We start from the raw sequence: 24,953 nt of genomic DNA, 5'->3' as shown, positions 1-24,953 counted from the left end.
TCCCTCACCCGGGAAGGGCCCTTTGCGCGACCCGGGCGCTCTGCTGCGGCGCGCTCAGGGGAGGAGGCACCGCAGGGTGGCCGCGACCGGGAGGGGCGGGCGCCCGAGCAGCTCGCCGAGCGCGGGGTCGACCACGTCGAACTCGCCGCGGCGTGCGGCGCGGTACAGCCCGAGCGTGAAGTCGGCGGCCGGGGCCGGCAGGCCGTGCTCGATGGCCGAGTCCCGCCACTCCTCGTCGCCCAGCACCGTGCGGGTGATCGTGCGGCCGGTGAGGGCGCTGAGCTCGGCGGCCACCTGCTCCAGGTCGAGCGCCGCCGAGGCGGTGAGCGGAGCCGTCACGCCGTCGCCCGGCTGCTCGGAGGCCAGCAGCACGGCGGCGGCCTCGGCGAGGTCGTCGTGCGCGGTCCAAGACACGGGGCCGTCGGCCGGAGCCGCGATCGTCCCCGTCGCCAGGGCGCTGTCGAGGTGCATCGCGAGGGTCGACGCGTAGAAGCCGTTGCGCAGCGCGGTGGTGGGCACGGCCAGGGCGGCGAGCTGCTGCTCGGTCGCGAAGTGCACGGCCTGGGGCGCGAACAGCGAGTCGGGTGCCGAGGCCTGATGGCTCGTGTACAGGATGCGCCCGGCACCGGCCGCGACCGCCGCGTCGACGGCGGCGAGATTCGCCCCGAGGGCGGCGTCCCCGCGGATGGCCGCCGAGACGACGAGCACCCGGTCGGCGCCCTCGAAGGCGTGCGTGAGCGATCCGGGCTCGGTGAAGTCGCCGGCCCGCACCCGGACCCCGCGGTCGGCGAGGGCCTGCGCTCGGGCGGGGTCGCGGACGCTCACGCCGACCGTCTCGGGCGGCACCCGCTCGAGGAGCCGGTCGACGATCCGCGAGCCGAGTTCCCCGGTCGCTCCGGTAATGATGATCATTGGTAGTCCAATCGTGTTTCCAGTGGTAACACGACCGTAGCAGGGTGTTTCCGGTGGTCGCAAGTCACTGTTATCGTTGATCCGTGAGCATCGACGAATCCTCTCCCGCGGCCGCCCCGACGCAGCGCAGCGCGGTGCGCTCGCGCATCGTCGAGGTCGCGGCCGAGATGCTCCGCGAGAGCGGGGCGGCGGCGCTCACCACCCGCCGCGTGGCCGATGCCGCCGGAGTGCAGGCCCCCACGATCTACCGTCTGTTCGGCGACAAGGATGGCCTCGTCGACGCCGTCGCCGAGCACGTGCTGGGGGAGTTCGTCGCCCGCAAGGCGGCCCTGCCCACCGGCACCGACCCGGTCGAGGCGCTGCGCGACGGCTGGCGGCAGCAGCTCGACTACGCGCTGACGAATCCCGAGCTGCACCGGCTGCTCGGCGAGGCCGGCCGCAGCCGCCGCTCCCCGGCACTGGACGCCGGGCTCGCGGTGCTGCGGTCGCGCATCCACGGCCTCGCCGCGGCCGGACTGCTGCGGGTCGACGAGCAGCGCGCGCTGGGCATTATCCGCGCGGCGGCCACCGGCGCCGTGCAGCAGCTGCTCGACAGTCCGCCCGCCGACCGCGACCCCGGCCTCGCCGAGGCGATGCTCGAGGCCGTCCTCGGCCGCATCCTCGTCCCCGGAGCCGACGGGACGGGCGACGCTGCGGGCGCGGCGCTCGACGGCCCGCGAGCCGCCGCCATCGCGCTCGCGGCCCAGCTCGACGCGTTCCCGGCGCTCTCGTCCGCCGAACGCCGGCTGCTCGCCGAGTGGCTCTCCCGCGCCGTCGAGGATCAGGACGCCGTGAGGGACTGACGCTCGGCCGGTGCTCGTGGCAGGGTGGCTGGGATGAGGCTCCGCATCCTGAACCCCTACGGCAAGTTCCTCTACGTGCTGGTCGGCTGGATCGCCGTCTTGCTGATCAACCTGCTCGTCGTCGCTCTGGTCGGGCCGGTCGTCGGTCCGGTGCTGTACGTGGTGGTGCTGTTCGGCTGGATCCTCGTCGGCGCGCGCATCTTCCGGGTGCCCGAGGAGCCGATCGAGCCGCCGCGGCCGTGGTGGAGGCTCACCGGGCGGCCGACCGCCGGCTTCGTGCTCGCGGCGCTGTTCGCGCTGCAGGCGATCACGAATCAGCTCACCCTGGTGCTGAGCGACCGCGGCCGTGCGGGTGCCGGAGCCGGCGACGACGGTGGCGTCGCGTCGATCACCGTCGTGACGGTCGCCTGCGCGATCGCGGCGGTAGCGTACCTATCGTCCTCGCTCCGCCTGAGCGCACGGAAGGCCGAGTAGCGCCGCACCGCCTCAGCGGCTCCGCGCCGTCTCGCGCCGGTTCGCCTTCTTGATCGCCTCGACGAGCTCGTCCTTCTTCATCCTCGAGCGCCCCGAGATGTCGAGCCGCTTCGCCAGCTCCATCAGGTGCGCCTTCGAGGCATTGGCGTCGACACCCTCCTGAGTCGACCCCGACGACGACCGCCCGCCCGCGGCCTTCTCGTCCGACGGCCCCGACACGTCCTTCCGCTCCCAGTGGTCGCCGACCTTCTCGTACTCGTGCTTCAGCGCGGCGAACGCCGTGCGGTGCGCGCGCTCGCCCTCGCCGTAGCTGTCGACGGCCGAGTCGTGCGCCTTGCTCCACAGCGCCTGCGCGTGCTTCTCCGAACGGGCGAGGGTCGAGGGTAGTTCCTCCGAGGCGGGCATGATCGTCTCCTTCGTTCCCCTCCACCCTCATCCCGCCTCCGGTGAATCGCAAGCGGTGCATTCCGCCCGGTCAGCGAGGCGCGCGACCCGCGCGATCGACGTGCCGCCAGGAGGCGAGCAGGTCGAGGGGCCCGCCGCCCTCGTGCCCGTTGAACTCCCAGACCGTGATGTCCTTCGGCCCCGAGTAGGCGTTGTAGGCGCCGAACACCGTCGACGGTGGGCAGGTGCTGTCCATCAGGGCGGTCGAGAACAGCGCCGGCGCCGAGGCCCGTCGCGAGAAGTTCACCGCGTCGAAGTAGGCGAGGGTGCGGGTGACCGCCGCCGTCGCGCCGCGGTGCGCGGCGAGGTAGCGCCCGATCTCCCGGTAGGGGTCGCTGTCCGTCACCCGGATCGCACGGGGGAAGTCGCAGAGGAAGGGGACGGATGCCGACACGGCCTGCAGCTCGGGCACGAGGCCGGCGACGGCGAGGGCGATCCCGCCGCCTTGGCTGGTGCCGAGCACGGAGACCCGTCGCGGATCGACCGCGGGATGGGTGCGCACGGCGTCGACCGCACGCACCGCGTCGGTGAAGACCCGGCGGAAGTAGTAGTCGTCGCGATGCTCGATGCCGCGGGTCATCACACCGCCGACCGTCGCGCCCGGGATGCCCGAGTCGCCGGTGCCCTCCGCCATCGGGCTGCCGCCCTGGCCGCGGGTGTCCATGACCAGGTGGGCGTATCCGCTCGAGGCCCAGAACAGCTCGTCGACGGGTGCACCACGGCCGCCGGAGTAGCCGACGTACTGCACGACCGCCGGCAGCGGCCCGTCGGATGACCGGGGGAGACGCAGCCACCCCCTGACCCGTTCCCCGGCCCAACCCCGGAACGACACGTCGAAGACGTCGATCGTCGAGAACGGCAGATCGAGCCGGGTCGCCTCCAGCTCCACGGGGACGGCGCGAGCTCCCGCGAGGGTGGCCGACCAGAACTCGTCGAAGTCGTCGGGTTCGGTCTGGCTGCTCTCGTACTCGCGCAGCCGGGCGAGGGGCAGGTCGACGAGCATCCTGACGCCTTTCGAGATCGGGCAAGCGAGCGCGCAAGCGTTCTCTCGCTTGCCCGCTGCAGTGATTGTGCTAGCCTCCGAGCCAAAGCGCAACCGCTTGTGCAGTTCTCGACGAAGAAGGTCGCCATGCCGAAACCGCCCCCGATCAAGATCGATGCCGGCGCGCTCGGCGCCATCGTCCCCGTGATCGTCATCGACGCCGCCGCCCACGCCGCCGACCTCGCCCGCGCGCTCCTGGCAGGAGGGATCCGCTGCGCCGAGGTCACGCTCCGCACCCCGGCCGCGCCGTCGGCCATCCGGGCGATGGCGGGCGTGCCCGGATTCCTCGTCGGCGCGGGCACCGTCCGGTCGGCGGCCGACGTCGACGTCGTCGTCGAGGCCGGTGCGCGCTTCGTCGTCACGCCGGGCTTCTCGCCGAGCGTGCTCGCGCGCAGCCGTGAGCGCGGGGTCCTGGCCGTTCCCGGCACCTCGACGGCGACCGATCTGATGGCGGCGCTCGAGCTCGGGATCCGGCACGTCAAGCTCTTCCCGGCCGCAGCCCTGGGCGGGCCCGCACTGATCTCCCTCCTCGCCGCGCCGTTCCCGGAGATCCGGTTCATGCCGAGCGGGGGCGTCACAGAGCAGAACGCGCCGGAGTATGCCGCCCTCGACAGCGTCTTCGCCGTCAGCGGGAGCTGGATGGCGCCGCGAGCACTCATCGCCGCTCGGGGCTTCGACGAGATCACCCGGGCGAGCGCCGCAGCCCTCGCCTCCCTGGAACGTCGGTGACCCCGGGCTACGCCGTCACCGTCGGCGAGACGATGGCGCTGTTCCGTTCGGCGGAGGTCGGGTCGGTGCGTCGGGTGCGCGACTTCGAGCTCGGGACGGGCGGAGCGGAGTCGAACGTCGCCATCGGCCTCAGCCGGCTCGGTGTCGAGTCCCACTGGATCGGGCGGGTGGGCGGCGACGAGTTCGGTGCGCGCATCCTGCGTGACCTGCGGGCCGAGGGGGTCCACGTGCACGCCGTCGTCGACGAGGAGGCCGACACTGGGCTGATGATCAAGGAGCGGTTGACCTCGCAGCACACCCGGGTGACGTACCGCCGACGGGGAAGCGCCGGGAGCCGCATCCGCCCCGAGGACATCGAGACGGAGCGGATCGCCGGCGCGGCGCTGCTCCATCTCTCGGGCGTCACCCTCGCCCTGTCGGGCACGGCGCGGGACGCGCTCGATCGCGCCGTCGAGATCGCGCGCGCCGCCTCCGTGGCCGTGTCGTTCGACGTGAACCACCGGTCGACGCTGTGGTCGGCGGAGGAGGCCGCCGGTCACCATCGGCGCCTGGCTGCTCGGGCCGACGTGCTGTTCGCGGGTGAGGACGAGGCGGCGGTGCTCCTCGGGCGCACCGCTGCCGGGCCGCCGGGACGCGAGTCGTCCTGGCGGGAGACCGTGCTCGGCCTCGCCGAGCTCGGGCCGGCCGAGGTGGTGCTCAAGCTCGGGGAGCATGGCTGCCTCGCCCTCGTCGACGGCGCGCTCCGCCGTCAGGAGGCGGTGCCGATCACTCCGCTCGACTCGGTCGGCGCCGGTGACGCCTTCGTCGCCGGCTACCTGGCCGAGCGGCTCGCCGGGGTGCCCGTCGAGCAGCGCCTTCTCACCGCCGTGCGGGCCGGCGCCCTGGCCTGCCTCGCCCCCGGCGACTGGGAAGGCGCCCCGACCAGGCGGAGCCTCGAGGTCCTCGCGGCGGCCGACCCCGTGCTCCGCTGACCCGTCGCAGGGCTGCTCGCCTCCCCGTCACTCGTGCGAAGGCGAGACGGGCACCAGCGCGGCACCCCGCGCGACGGGCTCACCGAGCTCGTCGAACTCGACGTGGTTGAACAGCACCGCCGTGCCGTCGGGGGTGAACGAGGGGTGCGGGTGGTACGGATGCCCGATGAACCCCGTGCGCGCGAGCTCGCGCCGCGCGCCGCTCTCCGCGTCGACCAGAACGATCGAGCTCGCCCGCCCGGCGTCGGCCCACCCGCGTCCGGGAGCCTCCCACGGGCCCGAGGTGTCGACCACCATCTGCCGGCCGTCGCGGCTGATCCCGCAGTGCCAGTCCCGATCCCCCGCGCTGACCAGCCGGGGCGGCCGTCCGTCGAGGAAGGTCTGCACGAGTCCTCGGGGGCCCGTGGGGCTCTCCCCGTAGGCGACCACGACGGCGCCGGGCTCGTGGAACATCCCGCGTTCGTGACCGACGGAGACCGGCGTCCCGGCGGTGTCCGAGAACGCCAGCTGGTCGAACACGGGCCCGGCCGCAGAGGCGTGCCGCTCGTCGATCGCCCACATCCGGTCGGGCACGGTCGCAGCGGGGCCCTCGTGAGAGAACAGCAGCCATGACTCGTCGGCGGGCACCGGATGCACGTGGTTGGCGTGCCAGGGCAGCCGCACGATCGGCTCCGAACCGCCGCCGCCCACGTCGACCCGGCGCAGGGTCCACTCGACGCCGTCGGACTCCGAGACGTAGGCCGCGGAGCCGTCCGCGCTGATGCTCATCAGCTCGTGCAGGACCCACCCGGTCTCGGGCCGGTAGAGGGGCCGCAGCCCTCCCGCCCGCTCGAGGTCGTCGGTCAGGAGCAGCTGATTCCCCCAGCACGTCACGAGCACGTCGGTCTCCAGTGCGACGTCGAACCACGGCACCGGAGTCGTCGGGGCGGTCGGCGACCAGGACGGCGCATCGACGCCGTCGCTCGCGCGCCGGAACTCCTCGGCACTCACGACCTCGACGGGATCGGCGGCCGGACCCGCCGGATCCACCCGCACGAGTCGGGGACGGCCGCCGGCGATGCCGAGCACGAGGCCCGAACCGCCCCCGACGAACCCGTTGCTGTGCGGATAGGTGGCGTAGCTGTCCTCGAGCAGGAGGCGGGCGCCGTGACGGCTGTCGACGATGTCAATCATGCGCAAACGATACCTCACCACATCTCGCGTACAACGGTCCTGTCAATTCGGCGGATTGACGCGCTGAATCAATGGTTGACAAGGACGGCCCGCTCGTCGCACACTGAGAGTGCGCAAGCGCTTCTGCATCGTAGCGAAGCCGCGGAGAGGACACAGAGTGACACGCAGCGAGGCTCTCGACGGCGACGTGCGACGCGTTCTCGTGACCGGCGCCGACGGCAAGATCGGCCGGGCGGTCGTCGACGCGCTGCTCGACGACGGCATCGCCGTGACCGCACTCTCGCTGGCCTTCGACCGCCCGAGCCCGGCCGATCGAGTGCTCACCGCCGATGCGGCCGACCCCGAGGCGGTCTCCGAAGCACTGCGCGACGTCGACGTGGTCGTCCACCTCGCCGCGATCCCGCATCCGACCCTCGCCGAGCCCTTCACCGGTTTCCGGTCGAACGTCTCGGCGACGTTCAACGTGCTCACCCGGTCCGCCCGGCACGGGGTTCGCCGGGTCGTCCTCGCCAGCAGCATCAACGCGTTCGGCGTGCCCATGAACGCGGCCGCCGGCGCCCCCGCGTACTTCCCGATCGACGAGCGCATCCCCACCGACATCAGCGACTGGTACTCCCTGTCGAAGCAGTGCGACGAACTGAGTGCGGCCATGATCACCCGGTCGACGGGCATGGCGACGGCGGCCATCCGGTTCCCGCACACCGACTCGCGCGACCGTCTGCTCGCCACCGCCCAGTCCGTGCTCGACGACCCGGCGGCCTCGATGCGCGAGGGCTGGTCGTACCTCGATCTCCGCGACGCCGTCGACGTCGTGCGGCGCGCGGTGCGCACCCCGTTCGGCGGCAGCCACGTGCTGCACGTCAGTGCGCCGGACACCCTCGTCTCGCGGGACACCCAGGAGCTCCTCGACGAGTACGCCCCGGCGGTGCCCGTCAACAAGGCGGTGACGGGCCGGGCTCCGCTGATCGACTCGAGCGTCGCCCGGGAGCTCCTCGGCTTCACCGCCCGGTACTCCATCTGGGCACCGGACGGGCCCATCGGCGACGCGGCGCAGCCGGCACGCCTCACCGGGACGAGCGCCCGATGAGCCCCGCCCGACTCGCGGCCGGGTCGCCGGCCGAGCCGGACACGACGCCCGGGTTCGCCGCCCCGTGGCCGGCGCGCGACGGTCTGCGCATCACCGGCGTGCGCAGCATCGTGACGGCCCCGGAGGGGATCCCCCTCGTCGTGGTGCGCGTGGACACCTCGGAGCCGGGGCTGTTCGGACTGGGCTGCGCGACCTTCACCCAGCGCTGGCACGCCGTCGCCGCCTACGTCGACGAGCACCTCGCCCGCCTCCTGATCGGCCGATACCCCGGCGACATCGAGGACCTCATCCGCCTGTGCCGGTTCAGCGGGTACTGGCGCGACGGTGCGGTCGACAACAACGCGCTCTCGGGCATCGACCTCGCTCTCTGGGACATCGCCGGCAAACGGGCCGGGATGCCCGTCGCCGAACTGCTCGGCGGGCGCGTCCGTGCCGCCGCCGACACCTACCTCCACGCCTCGGGCCGCACCTTCGCCGAGACCGCCGCTCACGCGGAGGAGCTCCGGGAGGCCGGCTGGCGCAACATCCGGATCCAGGTGTCGCAGCCCGGGCGCGGGGGGTACGGCGCCGCCGCCCTCGAGTCCCCGCTCGGCACCCGCGCCGGTGCCCCGAATCCGCACGGGTGGGACGTCGCGCACTACCTCCGCCAGACGCCCCAGCTCTTCCGGGCCGTCCGGGACGTCCTGGGCGACTCCGTCGAACTGCTGCACGACGTCCACTCCCGGCTGACCCCCAAGCAGGCCGTGATGCTGGCCCGCTCGGTCGAGGAGTTCGCCCCCTACTTCCTCGAGGACGTCCTCGCGCCCGAGCACTGGGACCGCCTGCCGGAGGTGCGCGCGGCGTCACCCGTCCCGATCGCGGTCGGCGAGCTGGCCACCTCGGCGACGGCGGCCACGAGGATGGTCACGCAGGGCGGGGTCGACTTCATCCGCTGCCACATCTCGACCATCGGCGGCCTCACGCCCGCTCGCAAGCTCGCCGCCGTCGCCGAGGCGCACGGGGTGCAGACCGCGTGGCACTCGCCCGGCGACGCCTCGCCCATCGCGGCCGCCGCGAACGCCACGCTCGACGTCACCTCTCCGGCGTTCGGCATCCAGGAGGCGCACGTCTTCTCGGATGCGGCTCGGGAGGTGTTCCCGGGTACCCTCACCATCGAGGGTGGCTGGATCACTCCCAGCGACGCTCCGGGGTGGGGGATCGGGTTCGACGAGGCGGCGGCGGCGAGATTCCCGCCGTCGCTCTCCCTGCACGACGTCTGGGCCGCATCGGTCCGCGGACCGGACGGGGGTCTCATCGCCCCCTGAGCGCCACCCTCCGACGTCCCCCCGGGCGCAGCACCAGAAGCGCCATCAGAGACAGCATCACCAGAGACAGCACCACCAGCATCCATCACAGAATTCGAGGAGTTTCAATGAAGAAACAGTTCGGTACCCGCCTCATCGCGGGGATCGCCGCCGGAGCCACGCTCCTGACGCTGTCCGCCTGCTCGGCCGGCGGGCAGGACTCCGCCGACGGGACGACCACGATCACCGTCTCCGACCTCCCCGGCTCGGACGCACCCGAGGCGCGCAAGATCTTCCTCGACCGCGTCGCCGCGTTCGAGAAGCAGCACCCCGACATCACCGTCGAGCCGTCCGAGACGATCTGGGCGGCCGACACCTTCCAGGCGATGCTCGCGGGCGGCACCATGCCCACGGTGATGGGCGTGCCGTTCACCGAGATGAGCGGACTGATCGAACGGGGCCAGGTCGCCGACATCTCCGACGCCATCGATCAGGACTCCGTGCTCGGCGGGCTGAACGAGAACGTCCAGGCGGTGGCCCAGAACGCCGAGGGCCAGACCTTCGGAGTGCCCGTCGCGGCCTACTCGATGAGCCTGCTCTACAACCGCGAGCTGTTCACCGCCGCCGGACTCGATCCCGACGACCCGCCGACCACCTGGGACGAGGTGCGGGAGGCGGCGAAGACGATCGAGGACAAGACCGACGCCCAGGGCTTCCAGACCATGACGAAGGACAGCACCGGTGGCTGGATCCTGACGACTCAGAGCTACTCCCGCGGATCGGAGCTGCAGGCCCTGGACGGCGACACCGTGACCGCGACCGTCGACAACGACGCGACCAAGCAGGCTCTCGAGTTCTACCGCACGCTCCGCTGGGACGACGACACCCTGGGCTCCAACTTCCTGCTCAACTGGGGCGACGTGAACAACGCGTTCGCCGCCGGCACCGTGGGCATGTACGTGCAGGGCGCCGACGTGTGGGACGAGGTCGTCACCAACCTCGGGATGTCCGCGGACGCGGTCGGCATCGCCCCGCTGCCGCAGTCGCCCGACGGGCTCGGAACCCTCGGCGGCGGGACGGTGCGGGTGATCAACCCCAAGGCCACGCCGGAGCAGGTCGCCGCGGGCCTGGACTGGGTCGAGTTCCTCGACTTCTCGAAGTACACCGACGAGACCGTGGCCGTGGACGACGCCAAGGCGACGGTCGCCGACGGTGCGTCCGTCGGGATGCCGGTCGTGCCGGTGGTGGACACCGACACCTACGACCAGTACCTGTCGTGGGTCGACGCCGAGATCAACGTGCCCCGTGAGCACTTCACCGCCTACATCGACTCGACGACCACGCTGCCGATCGTGCCGGAGCCCTCGGTCAAGGCGCAGGAGCTCTATGCGATCCTCGACAGCGTCGTGCAGGCGGTCCTGACGCAGGAGGACGCCTCGATCGACGACCTCCTCGCCCAGGCCCAGAAGTCCGCAGAGGCGCTCACCGCGCCCTGACCCATCTCCCGGTGCGTCCCGGCCGCCCGGCCGGGACGCACTCCTCCGGAAGGCGTCCGATGACATCACTGCTCGACGGCCCCACCACCGCGGCGACTCCGCCCGACGCTCGCTCCGCGAGCCCGGCGAAGCGCCGCAGCCCCGTGACCTGGGTCAGACGGGGCGGGCTCACCACCCTGCTGTTCTTCCTGCCGCTGCTGTTCAGCTTCGGCTTCTTCGCCTGGTTCCCGATCGTGCGCGGGATCGTGATGAGCGTGCAGCAGACGAACTTCGTCACCGACCCCGCCTTCGTGGGCCTCGACAACTTCGCGGCCGTGCTCGCCGATCCGGTGTTCCCCACCGCGGTCGGCAACACGGTGCTGTTCACCGTCCTCGCCCTGCTCTTCGGGTTCCCCGTGCCGCTGCTGCTCTCCGTCGTCGTGGCCGAGTTCCGCCGGATGCGCGGCTTCGCGAGCGTGCTCGCCTACCTCCCGGTCATCATCCCCCCGGTCGCAGCCGTGCTGCTCTGGAAGACCTTCTACGACCCGCGTCCCGACGGCCTGTTCAACACGGTGCTCGGCTGGTTCGGCGCCGGACCGCTCGCCTGGCTCAACGACGGCGGCCTCGCACTGCCCGCGATCGTGCTGCAGGCGACCTGGGCCGGCGCCGGCACGGCGACGATCATCTACATCGCCAGCCTGATGACGATCCGCACCGAGCTCTACGAGGCGGCCGAGATCGACGGCGCGACCGTGCTCCGGCGGTTCTGGCACGTCACCCTGCCGCAGCTGCGGAACGTGATCTTCGTGATGCTCCTGCTCCAGCTCATCGGGACCTTCCAGATCTTCACCGAGCCGTACATCATGACGGGCGGCGGCCCCGACAACCGCACGACCTCGATCCTGCTGCTGATCTACCGCTACGCCTTCCTGAACGGCGACTACGGCAAGGCGACGGCGCTCAGCCTGATGCTGGCGATCTTCCTAGCTCTGCTCTCGATCGTCTATTTCCGTCTCACCCGCCGTTGGAGCGCCTCATGACCGTCAAGGACAGCCTTCCCGTCTCCGCTCCCGCGACGGCGGCGATCGCCCTGGCCGCCGACCCGCAGCAGCCCGGGCGGCGACGACGCCGACGCCGGAACGTGGAGGAGGCGGATCGGAGCATCCTCTCGTCGTTCGACCGCGGCAAGGGGTCGATCCGGGTGATCACGCTGCTGATCGGCGCGCTGGTGCTGCTCGGGCTGATCGTCGTCTCGGCGGGCCCGCTGCTCTGGCTCGCCAAGGCGGCGACCTCCACCACCCAGGACACCCTGTCTCAGCCGTTCGCGCTCTGGCCGTCGGGATTCACCTGGCAGAACCTCACTGACGCCCTGGTGCGCGTGCAGTTCGGCAAGTACCTCGCCAACACGGCCTGGGTCGCGATCGGGTCGTGGCTGTTCAGCCTGCTCGTGGCGACCACGGGCGGGTTCGGCTTGTCGGTGCTGCGCCCCCGCTATGCCAAGGCGGTCTACGCCGGGGTGCTCGCGACCCTGTTCATCCCGGGCATCGTGTCGCTCGTCCCGCTGTACCTGACGGTGCTCGATCTCCCGCTGTTCGGGTGGAACCTGCTCAACACCTTCTGGGCCGTGTGGCTGCCGGCCGGGGCGAGCGCGGTCAACGTGCTCCTCGTGAAGCAGTACTTCGACGGCATCCCGCGGGACATCTTCGAAGCCGCCACGATCGACGGCGCCGGAGCCTTCCGGCTGTTCTGGAGCATCACGCTCCCGCTCGCGAGGCCCATCCTCGGGGTGGTGTCGCTGCTGTCGCTCGTGGCCGCCTACAAGGAGTTCCTCTGGCCGCTGCTCGTGCTGCCCGACCCGAACCTGCAGCCGCTCTCGGTCGCACTGCCCCGGCTCGAGGCCACGACCGAGCTGAGCGTGTACCTCGCGGCGCTGTTCATCTCGGTGCTCGTGCCCGTGGCGCTGTTCCTGGTGTTCCAGAAGCAGTTCCTGCGGTCGGCGGGCAGCGCGGGGGCGATCAAGGGGTAGGGCGACGCCGGGCCGCCCGCGCCTCAGCTCGTCGTGCTCGACCGCACGATCAACCGGCACGGAACCAGGTTGACCCCCGGCAGAACGCCGTCGGTGCTGAGCAGAGCCCGCGCGGCCGCCGCCCCGACGTCCTGCAGGCAGGGGTCGATCGAGGTGAGGCGGGCTGCTCCCTCCGTCACCATCGCCTCCCAGTTGTCGACGCCGACCAGCGCGATGTCGCGCGGCACCTCGAGGCCCGCTGCGCGGATCGCGGACTCCGCCCCGAACGCGATCTGGTCGTTGCCGCAGAACACGGCGTCGACCTCGGTTCCGGATGCGAGCAGCCGGGCGGCTGCCTCGACCCCCCAGCCGAAGGTCCAGTCCCCCGCCAGAGGCCGCTCGCCGACGGGGCTGAGCCCACGCTCTGCCATCGCGTCGCCGAAGCCCTTGGCGCGACCACGGGCCGCCGGGTCGTCGAGGCTCGCGGTGATGTGGGCGATCCGGCGCCGACCGGTGTCCATCAGGTGCTCGGCGGCGAGCCGGCCGGCCATCTCGGCATCGGGATTGAACGAGACGTCGTCGCGTTCCGAGGTGAGCCCGAACGCGTAGGTCACCGGCACCCGGAACAGCGAGGTCACCGACGGCACCGAGTAGCTCAGTCCGTCGCCGATCATCACGACGCCGTCGATGCGGCGGGCCTGCAGGCGGGCGACGTTCTCGGTGAGGGTCGCGGCGTCGAAGCGCGCGTCCCGGATCAGGAGCGCCTGGTTGTTGCGGCCGAGCTCCATGGTCGCCCCGATCAGCACGGGCGCGGTGAACACGCCTGACGCGTTCTGGGTCAGGACGCCGATCGTCTGGCTCCGGCCGAGGGCGAACGAGCGGGCCAGGGCGTTCGGCTGGAAGCCCAGACGGTCCGAGGCGTCCTTCACGCGCTGACGGGTCTCCTCGGAGATCCGTCCGCCGCCGCTCAGGGCCCGCGAGGCCGTCGACAGGGACACCCCGGCGACCGATGCGACGTCGCCGAGCGTGACGGCCTTCCCTACGTTCATTCCACGATCGTACCGGTCCGGTAATCGCCGCATTCAGAGAAAGCGCTTCCGCAGCGCCGATTAATGAACTATAAAGATTCCCAACGCGATTCGAGCAAGCGATTGCGCACCGCGAACCCTGACAGTCTCACTGAGGAGATCAGCATGTCCAGACCGCACGCGACCCGGTGGCATCTCGTCGGCGGTGTCCTCGCCCTGGCACTCGTCGTCACCGGCCTGACGTCCCCGGCCGTCGCCGACACCGCCGACCCGGCGGCGCCCGTCGGCCTCGGCGACTTCGAGGGCAGCTCACCGGGCTGGGGTCTGTACCCGTCCGGTGACGTCACCGGAGCACTGCAGGTCATCGGCACCGAGGCGGCGACCGGGAACGGCTCCGCCCGCATCACGATGGACGCGACCGGCGGCTCCGGGTACCTGGAGGTCAGCCGGGCCGTCCCGTCGCTCGACCTGACCGCCGTGTCTTTCGCGATCGCCTCCACCGACATCGGCGCGATCTCGGTGCGCGTGGTCGACTCGACGGGCCAGGCCTTCCAGCACCGGCTCGCACTGGAGGGGGGAACCGCGGGATGGCAGAACCTGACCGTCGACGACTTCGCCGCCACCGAGCTGCACTGGGGCGGAGCCGCCGACGGCACGTGGCACGGCCCGGCGACCAAGCTGGCGTTCCTCGTCGACGACTTCCTGGTGACCGCCCCCGGTCGCACCGCCACTGTCCTCCTCGACTCCGTCGAGGGCCACCCCGTACCCGCCGACCTCGCACTGGTCCCTGGCACGCTCGGGAACGTGTTCACGACCGGTGACCCGGTGTCGGTCGGCCTGACCACGACGGCCACCGAGGTGTCGTGGACCGTGACCGACGAGGACGACGCCGTGATCAAGTCGAGCTCCGCGCCGACGGCCGGTCTGGCGGGGTCGATCCCCCTCGGTATCACGCAGCCCGGTTGGTACCGGCTCGTGGTGTCGGGCGTCACCCCGGCCGGGCCGCGCTCGGCGACGACCGACCTGGCGATCATCGACGACTTCGATCGAGACGCCGACAAGGATCTGCGGTTCGGCGTCGCGACCCACTTCGGGCAGGACTGGAATCGCGAGATGATGCCTCTGATCGAGAAGGCCGGCTTCGGATCGGCCCGCGACGAGGCCTACTGGGCCGCGCAGGAGCCGGTGCCCGGCACCATCGACTGGACGCCCGAGGTGGTCAACTACACCGACGCCCTCGCCGACCAGGACATCGACCTCTACATGGTGCTCAGCTACGGCAACCCGAACTGGGACGAGGGCCTCGCCCCGACCTCGCAGGAGGGCATCGAGGCCTTCGCCGACTACGCCCTCGAGGCGGTGGGTCGATTCGGTCCCGACCGGGTCTTCGACGTCTGGAACGAATGGAACTGGGGGTTCGGCGACGGCCCGGCCGGAAGGCAGGCCGACACCTATCTCGCGCTGCTCAAGGAGACCTACACCACGGTGAAAGCGGTGTACCCGGAGGCGACCCTGGTCGGCCCGGTGAGTGCCGGCGTGCCGGAGGAGTGGCTGCGGGAGTTCTTCGAGGGCGGCGGGCTCGACTACATCGACGGCCTGTCGATCCACCCCTATTCCTGGCCCGTCGGCCCCGAGGTGCTCGAGCAGTCGCTGCAGGACACCCGGGCGATCATGGCCGAGTACGGGGAACCGAAGCCGATGTACGTCTCCGAGCACGGCTGGCCCACGGGAACCGACGTGCGGGCGGTCGACGACCGTACCCAGGCGCGCTACCTGGCGCAGTCGCAGGCGATCGCCCTGTCGAACGACGTCGCCCGCTACGTGGTCTACAACTTCATGGAGAAGGGCACCGACGACGCAGACACCGAGCACCGCTTCGGCATCGTGCACAACCGGGCCGACATCCGCGGCGCTTACACGCCGAAGCCCTCCTACGCGTCACTGGCCACCTCGAACCGGATGCTCGCGGGCACGACCGCGGACGGCAGGACGACAATCGGCCCGGTCACCGACTACGCCTTCTCCGACGAGTCGTCCTCGACGCACGTGCTGTGGTCGGCCGAACCGGCGACGGTCTCCGTGTCGGCGACCGGCCCCGTCACGGTGACCGATCTGTACGGCGCATCCGTCACCCTCGAACCGTCGGCCGCGGGCGACGTCTCGGTCTCCGTGGGCATCGACCCGGTGTACGTCGAGGGGGCCGTCTCGGCGGTCAGCGAGGGTGCCACACACTCGCTGACGCTGTCCGACTCGACCGTGGGCGCCGAGATCGAGGGCACCTGGACGGTCGACAACAGCGGTGGTGCCGAGGCCGTGTCGGCGGAGCTCCGGATCGGTGACGACACCTGGACGGCCGCCACCGCGGCCGGCGACACGACCTCGGTCGCCCTGCAGCTGCAGGGCGGGGACCGTGCCGGGACCCTCTCCTACACGGGCATCGTCACCGAGCAGGGGAGCGCGGTCGCCCGCCTGAGGGCCCAGGCCGAGGTGGTATCCACCATCGGGCTCCGCACGGCCCACACGCTGGACGCCGACGGCGACGAGGTGCTGCGGGTGATCCTCGACAACGAGGGAGCGGACGACGTGACGATCGCCTCCGCCGGCTGGTCGATCGACGGTCAGGAGGGCAGCGGTCTCGAGGACACGGCGGTCGCGGCCGGGTCGACCCTTCGGAGCGACATCGCGCTGTCACCCTCGGACGCGGTGCGCAGTTCCACCGTGACCGTGACGATGGCCGACGGGCAGGAGTTCACGGCGGAGGGTGAGATCAACCCGATCCCGGCCTCCCAGCCGGTCGACCACCTGGCGATCACGGTCGACGGCGTGCTCGACGCCGCATCCGTCGACGGGCCGAGCGTCTCACTCGGCGACACCGGCCCGGCCGACATCGCCGACTGGGGCGGCGAGTCCGACCTCTCCGGCGACCTGCGCTACACCTGGGACGAGGACCACCTCTTCGTCTCGGCCGTGATCACCGACGACGTCCAGGCGCAGCCGGCCTCGGGTGGGAACATCTGGCAGGGCGACTCGCTGCAGATCGCCGTCGCCGACGGTGCTCCCGGTGACGCCGCACACTGGAACGAGCTCGGCTTCGCCCTCACCGCCGACGGACCGCAGGCCTGGCAGTGGCAGTCGGTAGGGGGCCTGGCGGGCAGCGCCGACGGGGTGCAGGTCGACGTCGTGCGCGACGAGGGGGCGAAGACGACCACCTACGAGGCGGCGATCCCGTGGGCGTCGGTCGCGCCCTCGACCCCCGAGGAGCGGCTCATCTCGATCAGCGCCGTGGTGAACGAGAACGACGGCGGCACCCGCCGCGGCTGGTACACCTGGGGCGGGGGGATCGCCGAGGAGAAGGACTCGGCGCAGTTCAACGCTCTGGTGCTGCAGGCACCCGGCGCATCGGCCGAGGGGAGCACCGGGCGATGAGCGTTCCCCGGCACGGCCGGCGACGGCTCGAATCCGACACCCTGACCGTCGACGTCGATCCCGACCGGGGCGGCCGGATCGCGTCGATCCGCCACCGGGCGAGCGGCGCCGAGCTCCTCCTCCGCACGCCCTGGGCCGACGAGGACCTGACCGGGTCGTCACCCCTGTCCGACAGCGGTGACGAGTGGCACCGCCGGTACCCCGGCGGGTGGCACGGGCTCGTCCCGCACGCCGGCACCGGCCGCTCGGTCGACGGCATCGAGCAGCCGTTCCACGGCGAGGCCGCGTGGCGGGCCTGGCGGATCATCGAGCCGGCTCCGCCGGGCGCGCCGGCGGCCGGCGGCAGCGAGGCGTCCGAGCTGGCGCTCGGCCTCGTGCTCCGCACGGTGCCGATCGACGCCGTGCGTCGGATAGCGCTCGTCGACGGCACCGTCACCATCCGTCAGACCCTGCGGAACCGCTCGGACCGGGCGGTCGCGATCACGTACACCGAGCATCCGGCGTTCGGACCGGACGTCCTGGGGCCCGGCACCGTCGTCACGCTCGGTGACGACTCGGCGCCCGTGCTGCAGACCTCACCCGACGACCCCGGCCCCGCGTTCCGCACCGTCCGGGTGCCGTCGGGGTCGGCGCGTCTGACCGTCCGCTCCCCGGCGATCTCGATCGATCTCCGCTGGGATCCCCGCCTTCTGCCCTACGCCCACCTGTGGCACGAGCTGGGGGCCCACTCCGGGTTCCCGTGGTGGGGGAGCGTCCGCACCCTGGCCGTCGAGCCCGCCTCCCGCCTCGACGACGTCGAGCCCGACGACCCGCTCGGGCCGATCGTGATCGCCCCCGACGCCGAGGTGACGGCGACGACGACCCTCGCGGTCGCACCGGCCGACCCGCGCCTCTGACCGGCGCGGAACGGTCGCCTACGCGTCGTAGTTCTGGATGCTCTTCCCGTGCGACCGGTCGGTCAGCCGCGCCAGGCGCGGCGCCAGCTCCCCGACCACGCCCGGCACGTCGACCGTGAGCAGCCGGCGGTCGCGCATCAGCACCCGGCCGTCGACGATCGTGGTGTCGATGTCGTTCGAGCGTGCGCTGTAGATCAGCGTGCTCGCCAGGTCGTGCACGGGCTGCACCCGCGGATCGCTGAGGTCGACGAGGATCAGGTCGGCCCGGTACCCCGGCTCGATGCGCCCGACGACGCCCGCGAGCTGCACGGCGGCGGCGCTCTGGGTGGTGGCGTGGTCGAGCAGCTCCTCGGCGCGCATCCACGTCGTGTCGAGCTCGGTGGCCTTCTGCACGTAGGCCATGAAGGTCATCGACTCCCAGACGTCGAGCGTGTTGTTCGAGGCGGCGCCGTCGGTCGCGAGCCCGACCGGCACGCCCGCCGCGGCGAGGAGGCGAACGGGCGTCGTGTCGAAGCCGAGCTTGAGGTAGCCCTTCGGTGCGCTGCCGACCCCGACCCGGCCCTCGGCGGCGGCGGGCGCGAGCAGCGGGAGGTCTTCCGGAACGATGCCGATGCCGTGCGCGATCAGCACCTTGCCGTCGAGCAGCCCGGTGTCGTGCAGCACCCCGATGGGCGTGCGGCCCGTGCGCTCGCGGCTGTGCACGGTCTGCGAGCGGCCCTCCGCGGCGTGGATGTGCACGAGCAGGTCGTGCTCCTTGGCCGCCCGGGCGGTCGCGGCGAGGTCGTCGTCGTTCAGCGTGTAGGTCGCGTGCGGCGCCAGCGCCGTGCTGATCCGCCCGTTCGCCGCGCCCCGCCAGCGTGTCGCGAACTCGAGCGACTGCTCGAGTCCGGCCTGCCCGTCGCTCGAGAAGTAGGTCGAGCCGAGCACGCCGCGAAGGCCCGTCTCGTCGGTGACCTTCGCGATCCGGTCCATGTTGAAGTAGTGGTCGGCGAAGGTCGTGACGCCGTGCCGGATCATCTCCGCCGCCGCGAGCCGCGTCGCCAGCTCCACGTCGTCGTCGGTGAGGTTGACCTCCATCGGCCAGATGAAGTCGTTGAACCAGCGGTCGGCCGGCACGTCCTCGGCCGCTCCGCGGAACATCACCATGGGGGAGTGCGTGTGGCAGTTGATGAAGCCGGGCATCGCGACCTTGCCGCGCGCGTCGATGGTCTCCCGGGCCGCGGGCGGGTCGACGGATGCTCCGCGGGAGTCCACCGCATCCGTCACCGACTCGAACACCCCGTCACGGATCGCGACGATCTGCTCGGGCACGAACGAGATGCCGCCCGTCCCGTCGTGCCGCAGCACGGTGGCGCCGGTGATGACGAGGTCGGCCGGCCCGAGGTCGGGAGAGGTCGTGGGTGCGCCGAGCGCCGAGCCCGACCCGCTCATGCCTGGCCCGCTCATGCCAGCGCCGCCAGCCCGAACGACACCATGTTCTCGAAGGTGGCCTCGCGCTCGGCGGCGGTCATCTCCGAGCCGGGCAGGTCGCTCACGGTGCCGACCATCAGCGACTCGAAGCCTTCCTTCAGTGCCACGGCGTAGAGCCCCGCCGCCTCCATGTCGATGCCGATGGTGCCGTAGGCGAGCAGCCGCGGCACCAGGTCGACGTCGGGGTTGTAGAAGGCGTCGGTCGTGAAGAGGGGGCCCACGTGCATCCGCTTGCCCGTCGCCTCGCCGAACTCGACGGCCTTGCGCAGCAGCCCGAACGACGGCGCGTGGCTGAGGGTCACGCCCGGCACCCACTCGCTCGTCATCGCCGAGTTGGTGTGGGCGGCGCTCGCCGCGATCACGTCGCCGAGCTCGAGGTAGGGGGCGATGCCGCCGATGGTGCCGACGCGCACGATGCGCTTCACGCCGTAGTGGCGGGCGAGCTCGGTGCTGTAGATCGACATCGACGGGATGCCCATGCCCGAGGCGAGCACCGACACCGGCCGGCCCTCGAAGGTGCCCGTGTAGCCGAGGATGCCGCGCACCTCGGTGACGAGCCGGGGAGAGTCGAAGAAGGTTTCGGCGATGAGCTTGGCGCGGCGCGGGTCGCCGGGCATGAGGACGTCGGGGGCGAAGTCGCCGTCGAGGGCGCCGATGTGCGGGGTGGGCATGGTGTTCCTTCCGGGAGGGGTCGTGGGGGCGGGTCCGTGGTCGGTCCCGGGCCGGGCGAGCGGATGCGCGGCCCGGCGCCGAGGCTCAGCCGAGCTGGGTCGGCGAGTACTTCGCGAGCACCGCGCGTTCGGCCCAGCTGACGAGCCCGTAGAAGATCAGCGAGACGGCGGTGAGGATGGCCGCGGCCGCCCAGAGGCCCGTGTAGTCGGAGTGGGCGCGGGACGCGACGATCTCGTGCCCCAGGCCGTCACCGGTGGCGAGCCACTCGGCGAGGGTCGCGGCGAGCACGGCGGTGGGGGCGGCGATGCGCGCCGAGGCGAAGATCGACGGCAGCGTGTAGGGCAGCTGCAGGCGCCAGAGGTTGCTCCAGATGGAGGCGTCGTAGCTGCGCATCAGGGTGAACGCGTCCGACGGCACCCGGCGCAACCCGCTCTGCGTGTTCGCGAGCGTCGGGAAGAAGGTCACGATCGCGGTGATCGCCACCACCCCGCCGAGCCCGCGGCCGAGCGCGAGGATGAGCACCGGGATCAGCACGATGATCGGCACGGAGCGCAACGCCACCGCGAGCGGCGTCAGCACCCGCTCGACCACCGGGAAGGTGACGAACGCCACGGCCGCCGCGATGCCGATCACGAGACCGGCGACGTAGCCGACGCCGGCGTGCACGAGGGTCTCGCCGAGGGCCTTCAGCATGACCGCCCGGTTCGCGGCGGCGTCATCGCTCGTGAACAGGTACGCGAAGACGTCGAGCGGAGACTTGCCGACGAACGGCGACATGTCGAAGACGATCAGGTAGGCCCACCAGGCGGCGAGGATCACGAGGAGCGAGCCGACGGTCCACGCCAGCGTCTTCAGCAGGCGCGCGGCGAGCGGGCCGCGAGCCGCTGGTGGGGCGGTCTGCGCGGTCGAGATCGACGCCGACCACGGGGTGAGCCAGCGGCGCAGCAGCCCGAAGACGCCGTACGGCACCGCCGCCATGACGGTGGCGATGACCGCCACCGACCAGACGCGGCCGAGCTCGAGCGACATCAGCCCGTTGATCAGCAGCACGCCGAGGCCGGCCTTCGCGCCGATGAACTCGCCGAAGATCGCGCCGAGCACAGCGGCGGCCGCACCGATCTGCAGACCGGTCAGGATGGCGGGGATCCCCGAGGGGAATCGCACGAAGCGCAGCGCCGAGAGCGAGCGCCCGCCCCAGGCGGTGACCATGGTGAGCGGCCCGCCGTCGGCCGAGCGGAGGCCGAGCATCGTGCCGACGAGGGTGGTGAAGAACACCGACAGGGCCGCCAGCACGACCTTCGCGGTGTCGGGGTCGAAGGTGAGCTGCAGCAGCGGGTTCACCGCCACGAGCGGCAGGCAGAACAGCGTGAGCGCGAGGCGCAGGAAGAGCGACTCGAGCGCCGGCAGCTGCACGAACAGCACCGCCACGACGACGGCGGCGAGGTTGCCGAAGAACCAGCCGCGCACCGCCACCCAGGCGGTGGCCGAGAAGGCGTTGAGATAGACGGGCCAGTCGGCCACGAGGCTCTGCACGATCGCGGTCGGCGAGGCGAGCACGCCGAGGCGGGTCAGCCACAGCTCGGCGGCGATCTCCCAGAGCACCAGGAGGGCGACGCTGACGAGGGCCGTGACGACCCAGCCGTTCAGGGCGCCGCGGCGGGAGTCGCGGCGGGAGCGGGCGCGCTCGGTGGCGATGGCGGTCGCGGCGCGGTCGGCGGCGGCGCGGCCCGCGGCGTCGGCGGTCACGGGAGCGGGCGCGCCGGTGCCGCTCCCGGTGCTCACGCTCACGCCTCCGCCGGCGCGACCGAGGCGAGCTCGCCGTCGCTCACCAGGTCGTCCGGGTCGTCGTCGGTGCCGGCGTGCAGCATCCGCGACAGCTCGTCGCAGACCGCGTGGAACTCCGGCGTCGCGAGCAGGTCACGCCGCCGGGGCCGGGCGAAGTCGAGGTCGATCTCGCCGACGATCCGGCCGGGCCGCGGCGACATCACCACGACCTTGTCGGCGAGGAACGCCGCCTCGGAGATCGAGTGGGTGACGAGCAGCGCGGTGGCCTTCGTGGCCGACCAGAGCTTCTGCAGCTCCTCGTTCATCCGCTGCCGGGTGATCTCGTCGAGGGCGCCGAACGGCTCGTCGAGCAGCAGGATCTCGGGCTCGGCGACGATGGCGCGGGCGATCGCCACGCGCTGGCGCATGCCGCCCGAGAGCTGGGCGGGACGCGCATCCGCGAAGCCCTCGAGGCCCACGAGGCGGATCAGCTCGTCGATGCGGGCGGCCGGGATGGGCGTGCGCATCACCTGACCGGGGAGGCGGATGTTGTCGCGGACGCTGCGCCACGGCAGCAGCGACGGGTCCTGCAGGGCGAGTCCGAGGCGGTGCGCCGAGCGGATGGCCGCCGGCGTCTCGCCGTGGATCGTGACCTCGCCGGCCGAGTACGACTCGAGGTCGGCGAGGATGCGCAGGATCGTGGACTTGCCGCAGCCCGACGGCCCGAGCAGGGCGGTGAACGAGCCCTGGGGCACGGCGAGCGAGACGTCGTCGAGCGCGAGCACGTCGCTCTTCTTCGACGAGTAGACCTTGGTCAGATTGCTGAGGGTGAAGCCAGAGCCGGTCACGGCGCCTCCGTTGCTGGTGGTGGAGCCCGGGCCCTCCTCCCGCGACGGGATCGCGCGGGAGGAGGGCCCGGTCGGTGCTACTTGATGGTGTTCGAGCCCGCGTAGACCTCGTCGAGCACCGAGGTGTCGAAGAGCGAGTCGTCGACGCCGGAGATGCCGAGCGTGTCGAGGGTCGCGACGTTCTTCGCGATCGCGTCGGAGGACATCGTGAGCAGGCCGTTCTCCTTGGTCTCGTCGGTGACGAGCAGGTCCATCTGCAGCTGGGCCTGCTTGGTCTGCTCCTCGATGGTCAGGCCGCCGTCCTTCGCGTAGTCGTTGACCGTGAGCTCGACCGCCTCGGTCGGGTCGGCCACGTAGTCCTGCCAGCCCTCGATCTCGCCCTTGAGGAAGCCCTCGATGGCGGCGCGCTTGGTGTCGTCCTCGAGGCTCTCGCGGGTGACCGCGTAGACCTGGGCGTAGATGTCGAGGCCGTAGTCGGCGGTGAGGAAGACGGTGCCGGCCTTGCCGGTGGCCTCCTCGTAGGCGATCGGCTGCTCGGAGTAGAACACCCAGAGGCCGTCGACCTCGCCCGAGACGAGCGGGGCCACGTCGAAGCCGACCGGCACGCTGGTGACCTTCGAGGCGTCGACGTCGTTCGCGGCGAGCAGCGCCTCCTGGGCGGCCTCGTCGCCCGAAGGCACGCCGATCTTCATGCCCGCCATGTCGGCCGGCGTCGCGATGGGCTTGTCGGGGCTCGACAGGATGGCGAGCGGGTTCTTCTGGAAGCCCGCGGCGATGATCACGAGGTCGGCGCCCTGCTCGTTGGCACGGGCGACGGTGTCGGCATTGCCCATGCCGATGTCGGCCTGGCCCGCGACGACCGCGGCCATCGGGTCGACATCGGGGCCGCCGGGGAGGATGTCGACGTCGACGCCGTTCTTCTCGTAGTAGCCCTCCTTGTCGGCGACGTAGCTGCCGCCGAACTGCACGAGCGGGATCCACGAGGTCTGCAGCGTGATCGGCGTCACGCCGTCGCCCGAGGCGGTCTCGCCGCTGGAGGAGGAGGCGCAGCCGGCGAGCACGGCGAGGCTGAGGGCGCCGGCGGTCGCGGCGGCGAGCACGCGGCGGGCGCGGCGTGAGGGCAGTGAGGACATGGGGTTCTCCTAGGAGTCTCGGGAGGGGAGGCGGAACCGGGGGAGGTGCTGTGGGGCTGTGGTGCTGTGGGGCTGTGGCTCTGCAAACCGTTTTGCGGCGGGTGCGTGGCCCCAACCTAAGGTGTGGGTGTTTCGGCCCCATTACCCGGTGTTTCGGGGGTGTAAACGACCGGGCATCCGTTCGCCGTGGTCTCAGGATGCGCCGCAACACGTTTTGCGAAAGCGACGTGGGGCGCCCGTCCGCTCGGCTACTCTGAGGGCGTGAACGACCGACCCCGGCCCTGGACGATGCAGCAGATCGCCGAGGCCGCGGGCGTCAGCGTGACCACGGTGTCGCACACGCTGTCGGGGAAGCGGCCCGTGCATCCGGCCACCGCCCTGCGCATCAAGCGGCTGATCGACGAGCACGGCTACGTGCCCGACGCCGGCGCCCGGCGCCTCAAGTCGGGCCGCAGCCAGGTGATCGGCCTGGCCGTGCCCGACATCTCGCACTGGTACTTCGGCCGCATCGCGCGCGGCGTCGAGGAGATGGCCAACGAGCACGACCACGGCCTGATCATCGCGAGCACCTCGAACTCCGACCCGCGGCGCGAGAAGCGGTACTTCAACATGCTGCGCACCCGGGCGATCGACGGCCTCGTCTACACGGCCAGCCGCGAGATCAAGCCCACCGACGAGCTCGTGTCGATGGCGTCGTCGCCGGCGCCGATCGTGCTCGCCGACGAGGACATCGAGGAGCTCCAGGGCCTGCCCTCGGTCACCTCGACGAACTACTCGGGCGCCCGCGACCTCGGCCGGCACGTGCGCTCGCTCGGGCACACGAAGGCCGTGATCATCGCCGGCTTCCCGGGGCTGCACTCGACGGTGCAGCGGATGCGCGGCATCCGCGAGTCGTTCCCCAACGCCCTGGCCATCCACGGCGACTTCGAGATCCGCTCGGGCTACGAGCTGATGAGCGACCTGCTCGCCCACGAGGTGAAGTTCACCGCGGTGTTCGCCTGCAACGACTTCATGGCGATCGGGGCCATGCGCCGGCTCTGGGAGGAGGGGCTGCGGGTGCCCGACGACGTCTCGGTCGTGGGCTTCGACGACGTCGACATGGCGTCGGTGGTGACGCCGGGGCTGACGACGGTGCGGCAGGACATGCTCGAGATCGGCCGGCAGTCGGCGAAGCTGCTGCTCGACGGTCTGGCGGCCGGGTCGATGGAGGGGATCGCGTCGGTGCGGCTGCCGGTGGAGCTGGTGCTGCGGGGGACGACGGGGCCGGTCGCGGGCTGAT

Annotated in this window: 22 protein-coding genes; 12 read left to right on the top strand and 10 right to left on the bottom strand. The window is 71.8% G+C overall.

Translation table 11 applies throughout. From position 1 onward, the window contains the following. Positions 1 to 54: 54 nt before the first annotated feature. On the bottom strand, positions 55 to 912 hold the full coding sequence (locus tag ITJ64_RS03430; protein ID WP_194679372.1) for an NmrA family NAD(P)-binding protein: 858 nt from the start codon (positions 910 to 912) through the stop codon (positions 55 to 57). Positions 913 to 995: 83 nt separating this feature from the next. Here ITJ64_RS03430 and ITJ64_RS03425 point away from each other — a divergent pair, with 83 nt between their 5' ends. Together ITJ64_RS03425 and ITJ64_RS03420 are read left to right on the top strand one after the other, a co-directional pair. Continuing rightward, the gene (locus ITJ64_RS03425) at positions 996 to 1,754 is read left to right on the top strand and encodes a TetR/AcrR family transcriptional regulator (RefSeq protein ID WP_370545012.1); all 759 of its coding nucleotides are present in this window, start codon (positions 996 to 998) and stop codon (positions 1,752 to 1,754) included. Between the two features lie 33 nt (positions 1,755 to 1,787). Further along, positions 1,788 to 2,228, top strand: a complete 441-nt coding sequence (locus ITJ64_RS03420; RefSeq protein WP_194679371.1) for a hypothetical protein — start codon at positions 1,788 to 1,790, stop codon at positions 2,226 to 2,228. Between the two features lie 12 nt (positions 2,229 to 2,240). Here the strand turns inward: ITJ64_RS03420 and ITJ64_RS03415 are convergent, their stop codons facing one another. Next, positions 2,241 to 2,633, bottom strand: coding sequence for a ChaB family protein (locus tag ITJ64_RS03415; protein WP_194679370.1), 393 nt, complete (start codon positions 2,631 to 2,633; stop codon positions 2,241 to 2,243). 70 nt (positions 2,634 to 2,703) lie between these two features. Continuing rightward, positions 2,704 to 3,675: an acetylxylan esterase gene (locus ITJ64_RS03410; protein ID WP_194679369.1), complete on the bottom strand. Its 972-nt coding sequence runs from the start codon at positions 3,673 to 3,675 to the stop codon at positions 2,704 to 2,706. Positions 3,676 to 3,801: 126 nt separating this feature from the next. Here ITJ64_RS03410 and eda point away from each other — a divergent pair, with 126 nt between their 5' ends. Together eda and ITJ64_RS03400 are read left to right on the top strand one after the other, a co-directional pair. Next, a complete protein-coding gene (eda, locus tag ITJ64_RS03405; RefSeq protein WP_194679368.1) occupies positions 3,802 to 4,443 on the top strand; it encodes a bifunctional 4-hydroxy-2-oxoglutarate aldolase/2-dehydro-3-deoxy-phosphogluconate aldolase in 642 nt (213 codons plus the stop codon). Then, positions 4,440 to 5,414 carry a sugar kinase gene (locus ITJ64_RS03400; RefSeq protein WP_370545011.1) on the top strand — a complete coding sequence of 325 codons (975 nt, stop codon included), beginning with the start codon at positions 4,440 to 4,442 and terminating at the stop codon, positions 5,412 to 5,414. The genes eda and ITJ64_RS03400 overlap by 4 nt, the downstream gene beginning before the upstream one ends. 27 nt (positions 5,415 to 5,441) lie before the next feature. On the opposite strand, the gene ITJ64_RS03395 is transcribed toward ITJ64_RS03400, so the two are convergent. Further along, positions 5,442 to 6,587 (bottom strand): hypothetical protein, encoded by a 1,146-nt coding sequence (locus ITJ64_RS03395; protein WP_194679367.1) that lies wholly within the window; start codon positions 6,585 to 6,587, stop codon positions 5,442 to 5,444. Between the two features lie 157 nt (positions 6,588 to 6,744). Here ITJ64_RS03395 and ITJ64_RS03390 point away from each other — a divergent pair, with 157 nt between their 5' ends. From ITJ64_RS03390 to ITJ64_RS03370, 5 genes are all read left to right on the top strand, one after another. Beyond that, entirely contained in the window at positions 6,745 to 7,674 is a 930-nt protein-coding gene (locus ITJ64_RS03390; RefSeq protein WP_194679366.1) for an NAD(P)-dependent oxidoreductase, read from the top strand. Continuing rightward, the gene (locus tag ITJ64_RS03385) at positions 7,671 to 8,978 is read left to right on the top strand and encodes an enolase C-terminal domain-like protein (RefSeq protein ID WP_194679365.1); all 1,308 of its coding nucleotides are present in this window, start codon (positions 7,671 to 7,673) and stop codon (positions 8,976 to 8,978) included. Before ITJ64_RS03390 ends, ITJ64_RS03385 begins: the two co-directional genes overlap by 4 nt. A 107-nt stretch (positions 8,979 to 9,085) precedes the next feature. Beyond that, positions 9,086 to 10,453 carry an ABC transporter substrate-binding protein gene (locus ITJ64_RS03380; RefSeq protein WP_194679364.1) on the top strand — a complete coding sequence of 456 codons (1,368 nt, stop codon included), beginning with the start codon at positions 9,086 to 9,088 and terminating at the stop codon, positions 10,451 to 10,453. Between the two features lie 59 nt (positions 10,454 to 10,512). Beyond that, positions 10,513 to 11,472, top strand: coding sequence for a carbohydrate ABC transporter permease (locus tag ITJ64_RS03375; protein WP_194679363.1), 960 nt, complete (start codon positions 10,513 to 10,515; stop codon positions 11,470 to 11,472). Then, the gene (locus ITJ64_RS03370) at positions 11,469 to 12,458 is read left to right on the top strand and encodes a carbohydrate ABC transporter permease (RefSeq protein WP_194679362.1); all 990 of its coding nucleotides are present in this window, start codon (positions 11,469 to 11,471) and stop codon (positions 12,456 to 12,458) included. Before ITJ64_RS03375 ends, ITJ64_RS03370 begins: the two co-directional genes overlap by 4 nt. 23 nt (positions 12,459 to 12,481) lie before the next feature. Here ITJ64_RS03370 and ITJ64_RS03365 read toward each other — a convergent pair whose 3' ends face one another. Beyond that, positions 12,482 to 13,486: a LacI family DNA-binding transcriptional regulator gene (locus tag ITJ64_RS03365; RefSeq protein WP_194679361.1), complete on the bottom strand. Its 1,005-nt coding sequence runs from the start codon at positions 13,484 to 13,486 to the stop codon at positions 12,482 to 12,484. 144 nt (positions 13,487 to 13,630) lie between these two features. Here ITJ64_RS03365 and ITJ64_RS03360 point away from each other — a divergent pair, with 144 nt between their 5' ends. Next, on the top strand, positions 13,631 to 16,891 hold the full coding sequence (locus ITJ64_RS03360) for a sugar-binding protein (RefSeq protein WP_194679360.1): 3,261 nt from the start codon (positions 13,631 to 13,633) through the stop codon (positions 16,889 to 16,891). Then, on the top strand, positions 16,888 to 17,787 hold the full coding sequence (locus ITJ64_RS03355) for a hypothetical protein (protein WP_194679359.1): 900 nt from the start codon (positions 16,888 to 16,890) through the stop codon (positions 17,785 to 17,787). Before ITJ64_RS03360 ends, ITJ64_RS03355 begins: the two co-directional genes overlap by 4 nt. A gap of 18 nt (positions 17,788 to 17,805) precedes the next feature. Here the strand turns inward: ITJ64_RS03355 and ITJ64_RS03350 are convergent, their stop codons facing one another. From ITJ64_RS03350 to ITJ64_RS03330, 5 genes are all read right to left on the bottom strand, one after another. After that, positions 17,806 to 19,233 carry an amidohydrolase gene (locus tag ITJ64_RS03350; RefSeq protein WP_228507632.1) on the bottom strand — a complete coding sequence of 476 codons (1,428 nt, stop codon included), beginning with the start codon at positions 19,231 to 19,233 and terminating at the stop codon, positions 17,806 to 17,808. Beyond that, positions 19,230 to 19,928, bottom strand: coding sequence for a DeoD-type purine-nucleoside phosphorylase (locus ITJ64_RS03345; RefSeq protein WP_173183234.1), 699 nt, complete (start codon positions 19,926 to 19,928; stop codon positions 19,230 to 19,232). The genes ITJ64_RS03350 and ITJ64_RS03345 overlap by 4 nt, the downstream gene beginning before the upstream one ends. A gap of 85 nt (positions 19,929 to 20,013) precedes the next feature. Next, on the bottom strand, positions 20,014 to 21,711 hold the full coding sequence (locus ITJ64_RS03340) for an ABC transporter permease subunit (protein ID WP_194679358.1): 1,698 nt from the start codon (positions 21,709 to 21,711) through the stop codon (positions 20,014 to 20,016). Between the two features lie 2 nt (positions 21,712 to 21,713). Further along, positions 21,714 to 22,541 (bottom strand): ABC transporter ATP-binding protein, encoded by an 828-nt coding sequence (locus ITJ64_RS03335; protein WP_370545010.1) that lies wholly within the window; start codon positions 22,539 to 22,541, stop codon positions 21,714 to 21,716. 77 nt (positions 22,542 to 22,618) lie between these two features. Further along, the gene (locus ITJ64_RS03330) at positions 22,619 to 23,674 is read right to left on the bottom strand and encodes an ABC transporter substrate-binding protein (protein WP_194679357.1); all 1,056 of its coding nucleotides are present in this window, start codon (positions 23,672 to 23,674) and stop codon (positions 22,619 to 22,621) included. A gap of 261 nt (positions 23,675 to 23,935) precedes the next feature. Here ITJ64_RS03330 and ITJ64_RS03325 point away from each other — a divergent pair, with 261 nt between their 5' ends. Then, positions 23,936 to 24,952 (top strand): LacI family DNA-binding transcriptional regulator, encoded by a 1,017-nt coding sequence (locus ITJ64_RS03325; protein ID WP_194679356.1) that lies wholly within the window; start codon positions 23,936 to 23,938, stop codon positions 24,950 to 24,952. Position 24,953: the final 1 nt, after the last annotated feature.

Origin of the sequence: Herbiconiux sp. VKM Ac-1786 (genome assembly GCF_015350805.1) — a bacterium.
In the GTDB taxonomy this organism is placed as follows: Bacteria; Actinomycetota; Actinomycetes; order Actinomycetales; family Microbacteriaceae; genus Herbiconiux.
Note: the sequence above shows the minus strand (reverse complement) of the source record. Positions and strands in the feature narration are given on the sequence as shown.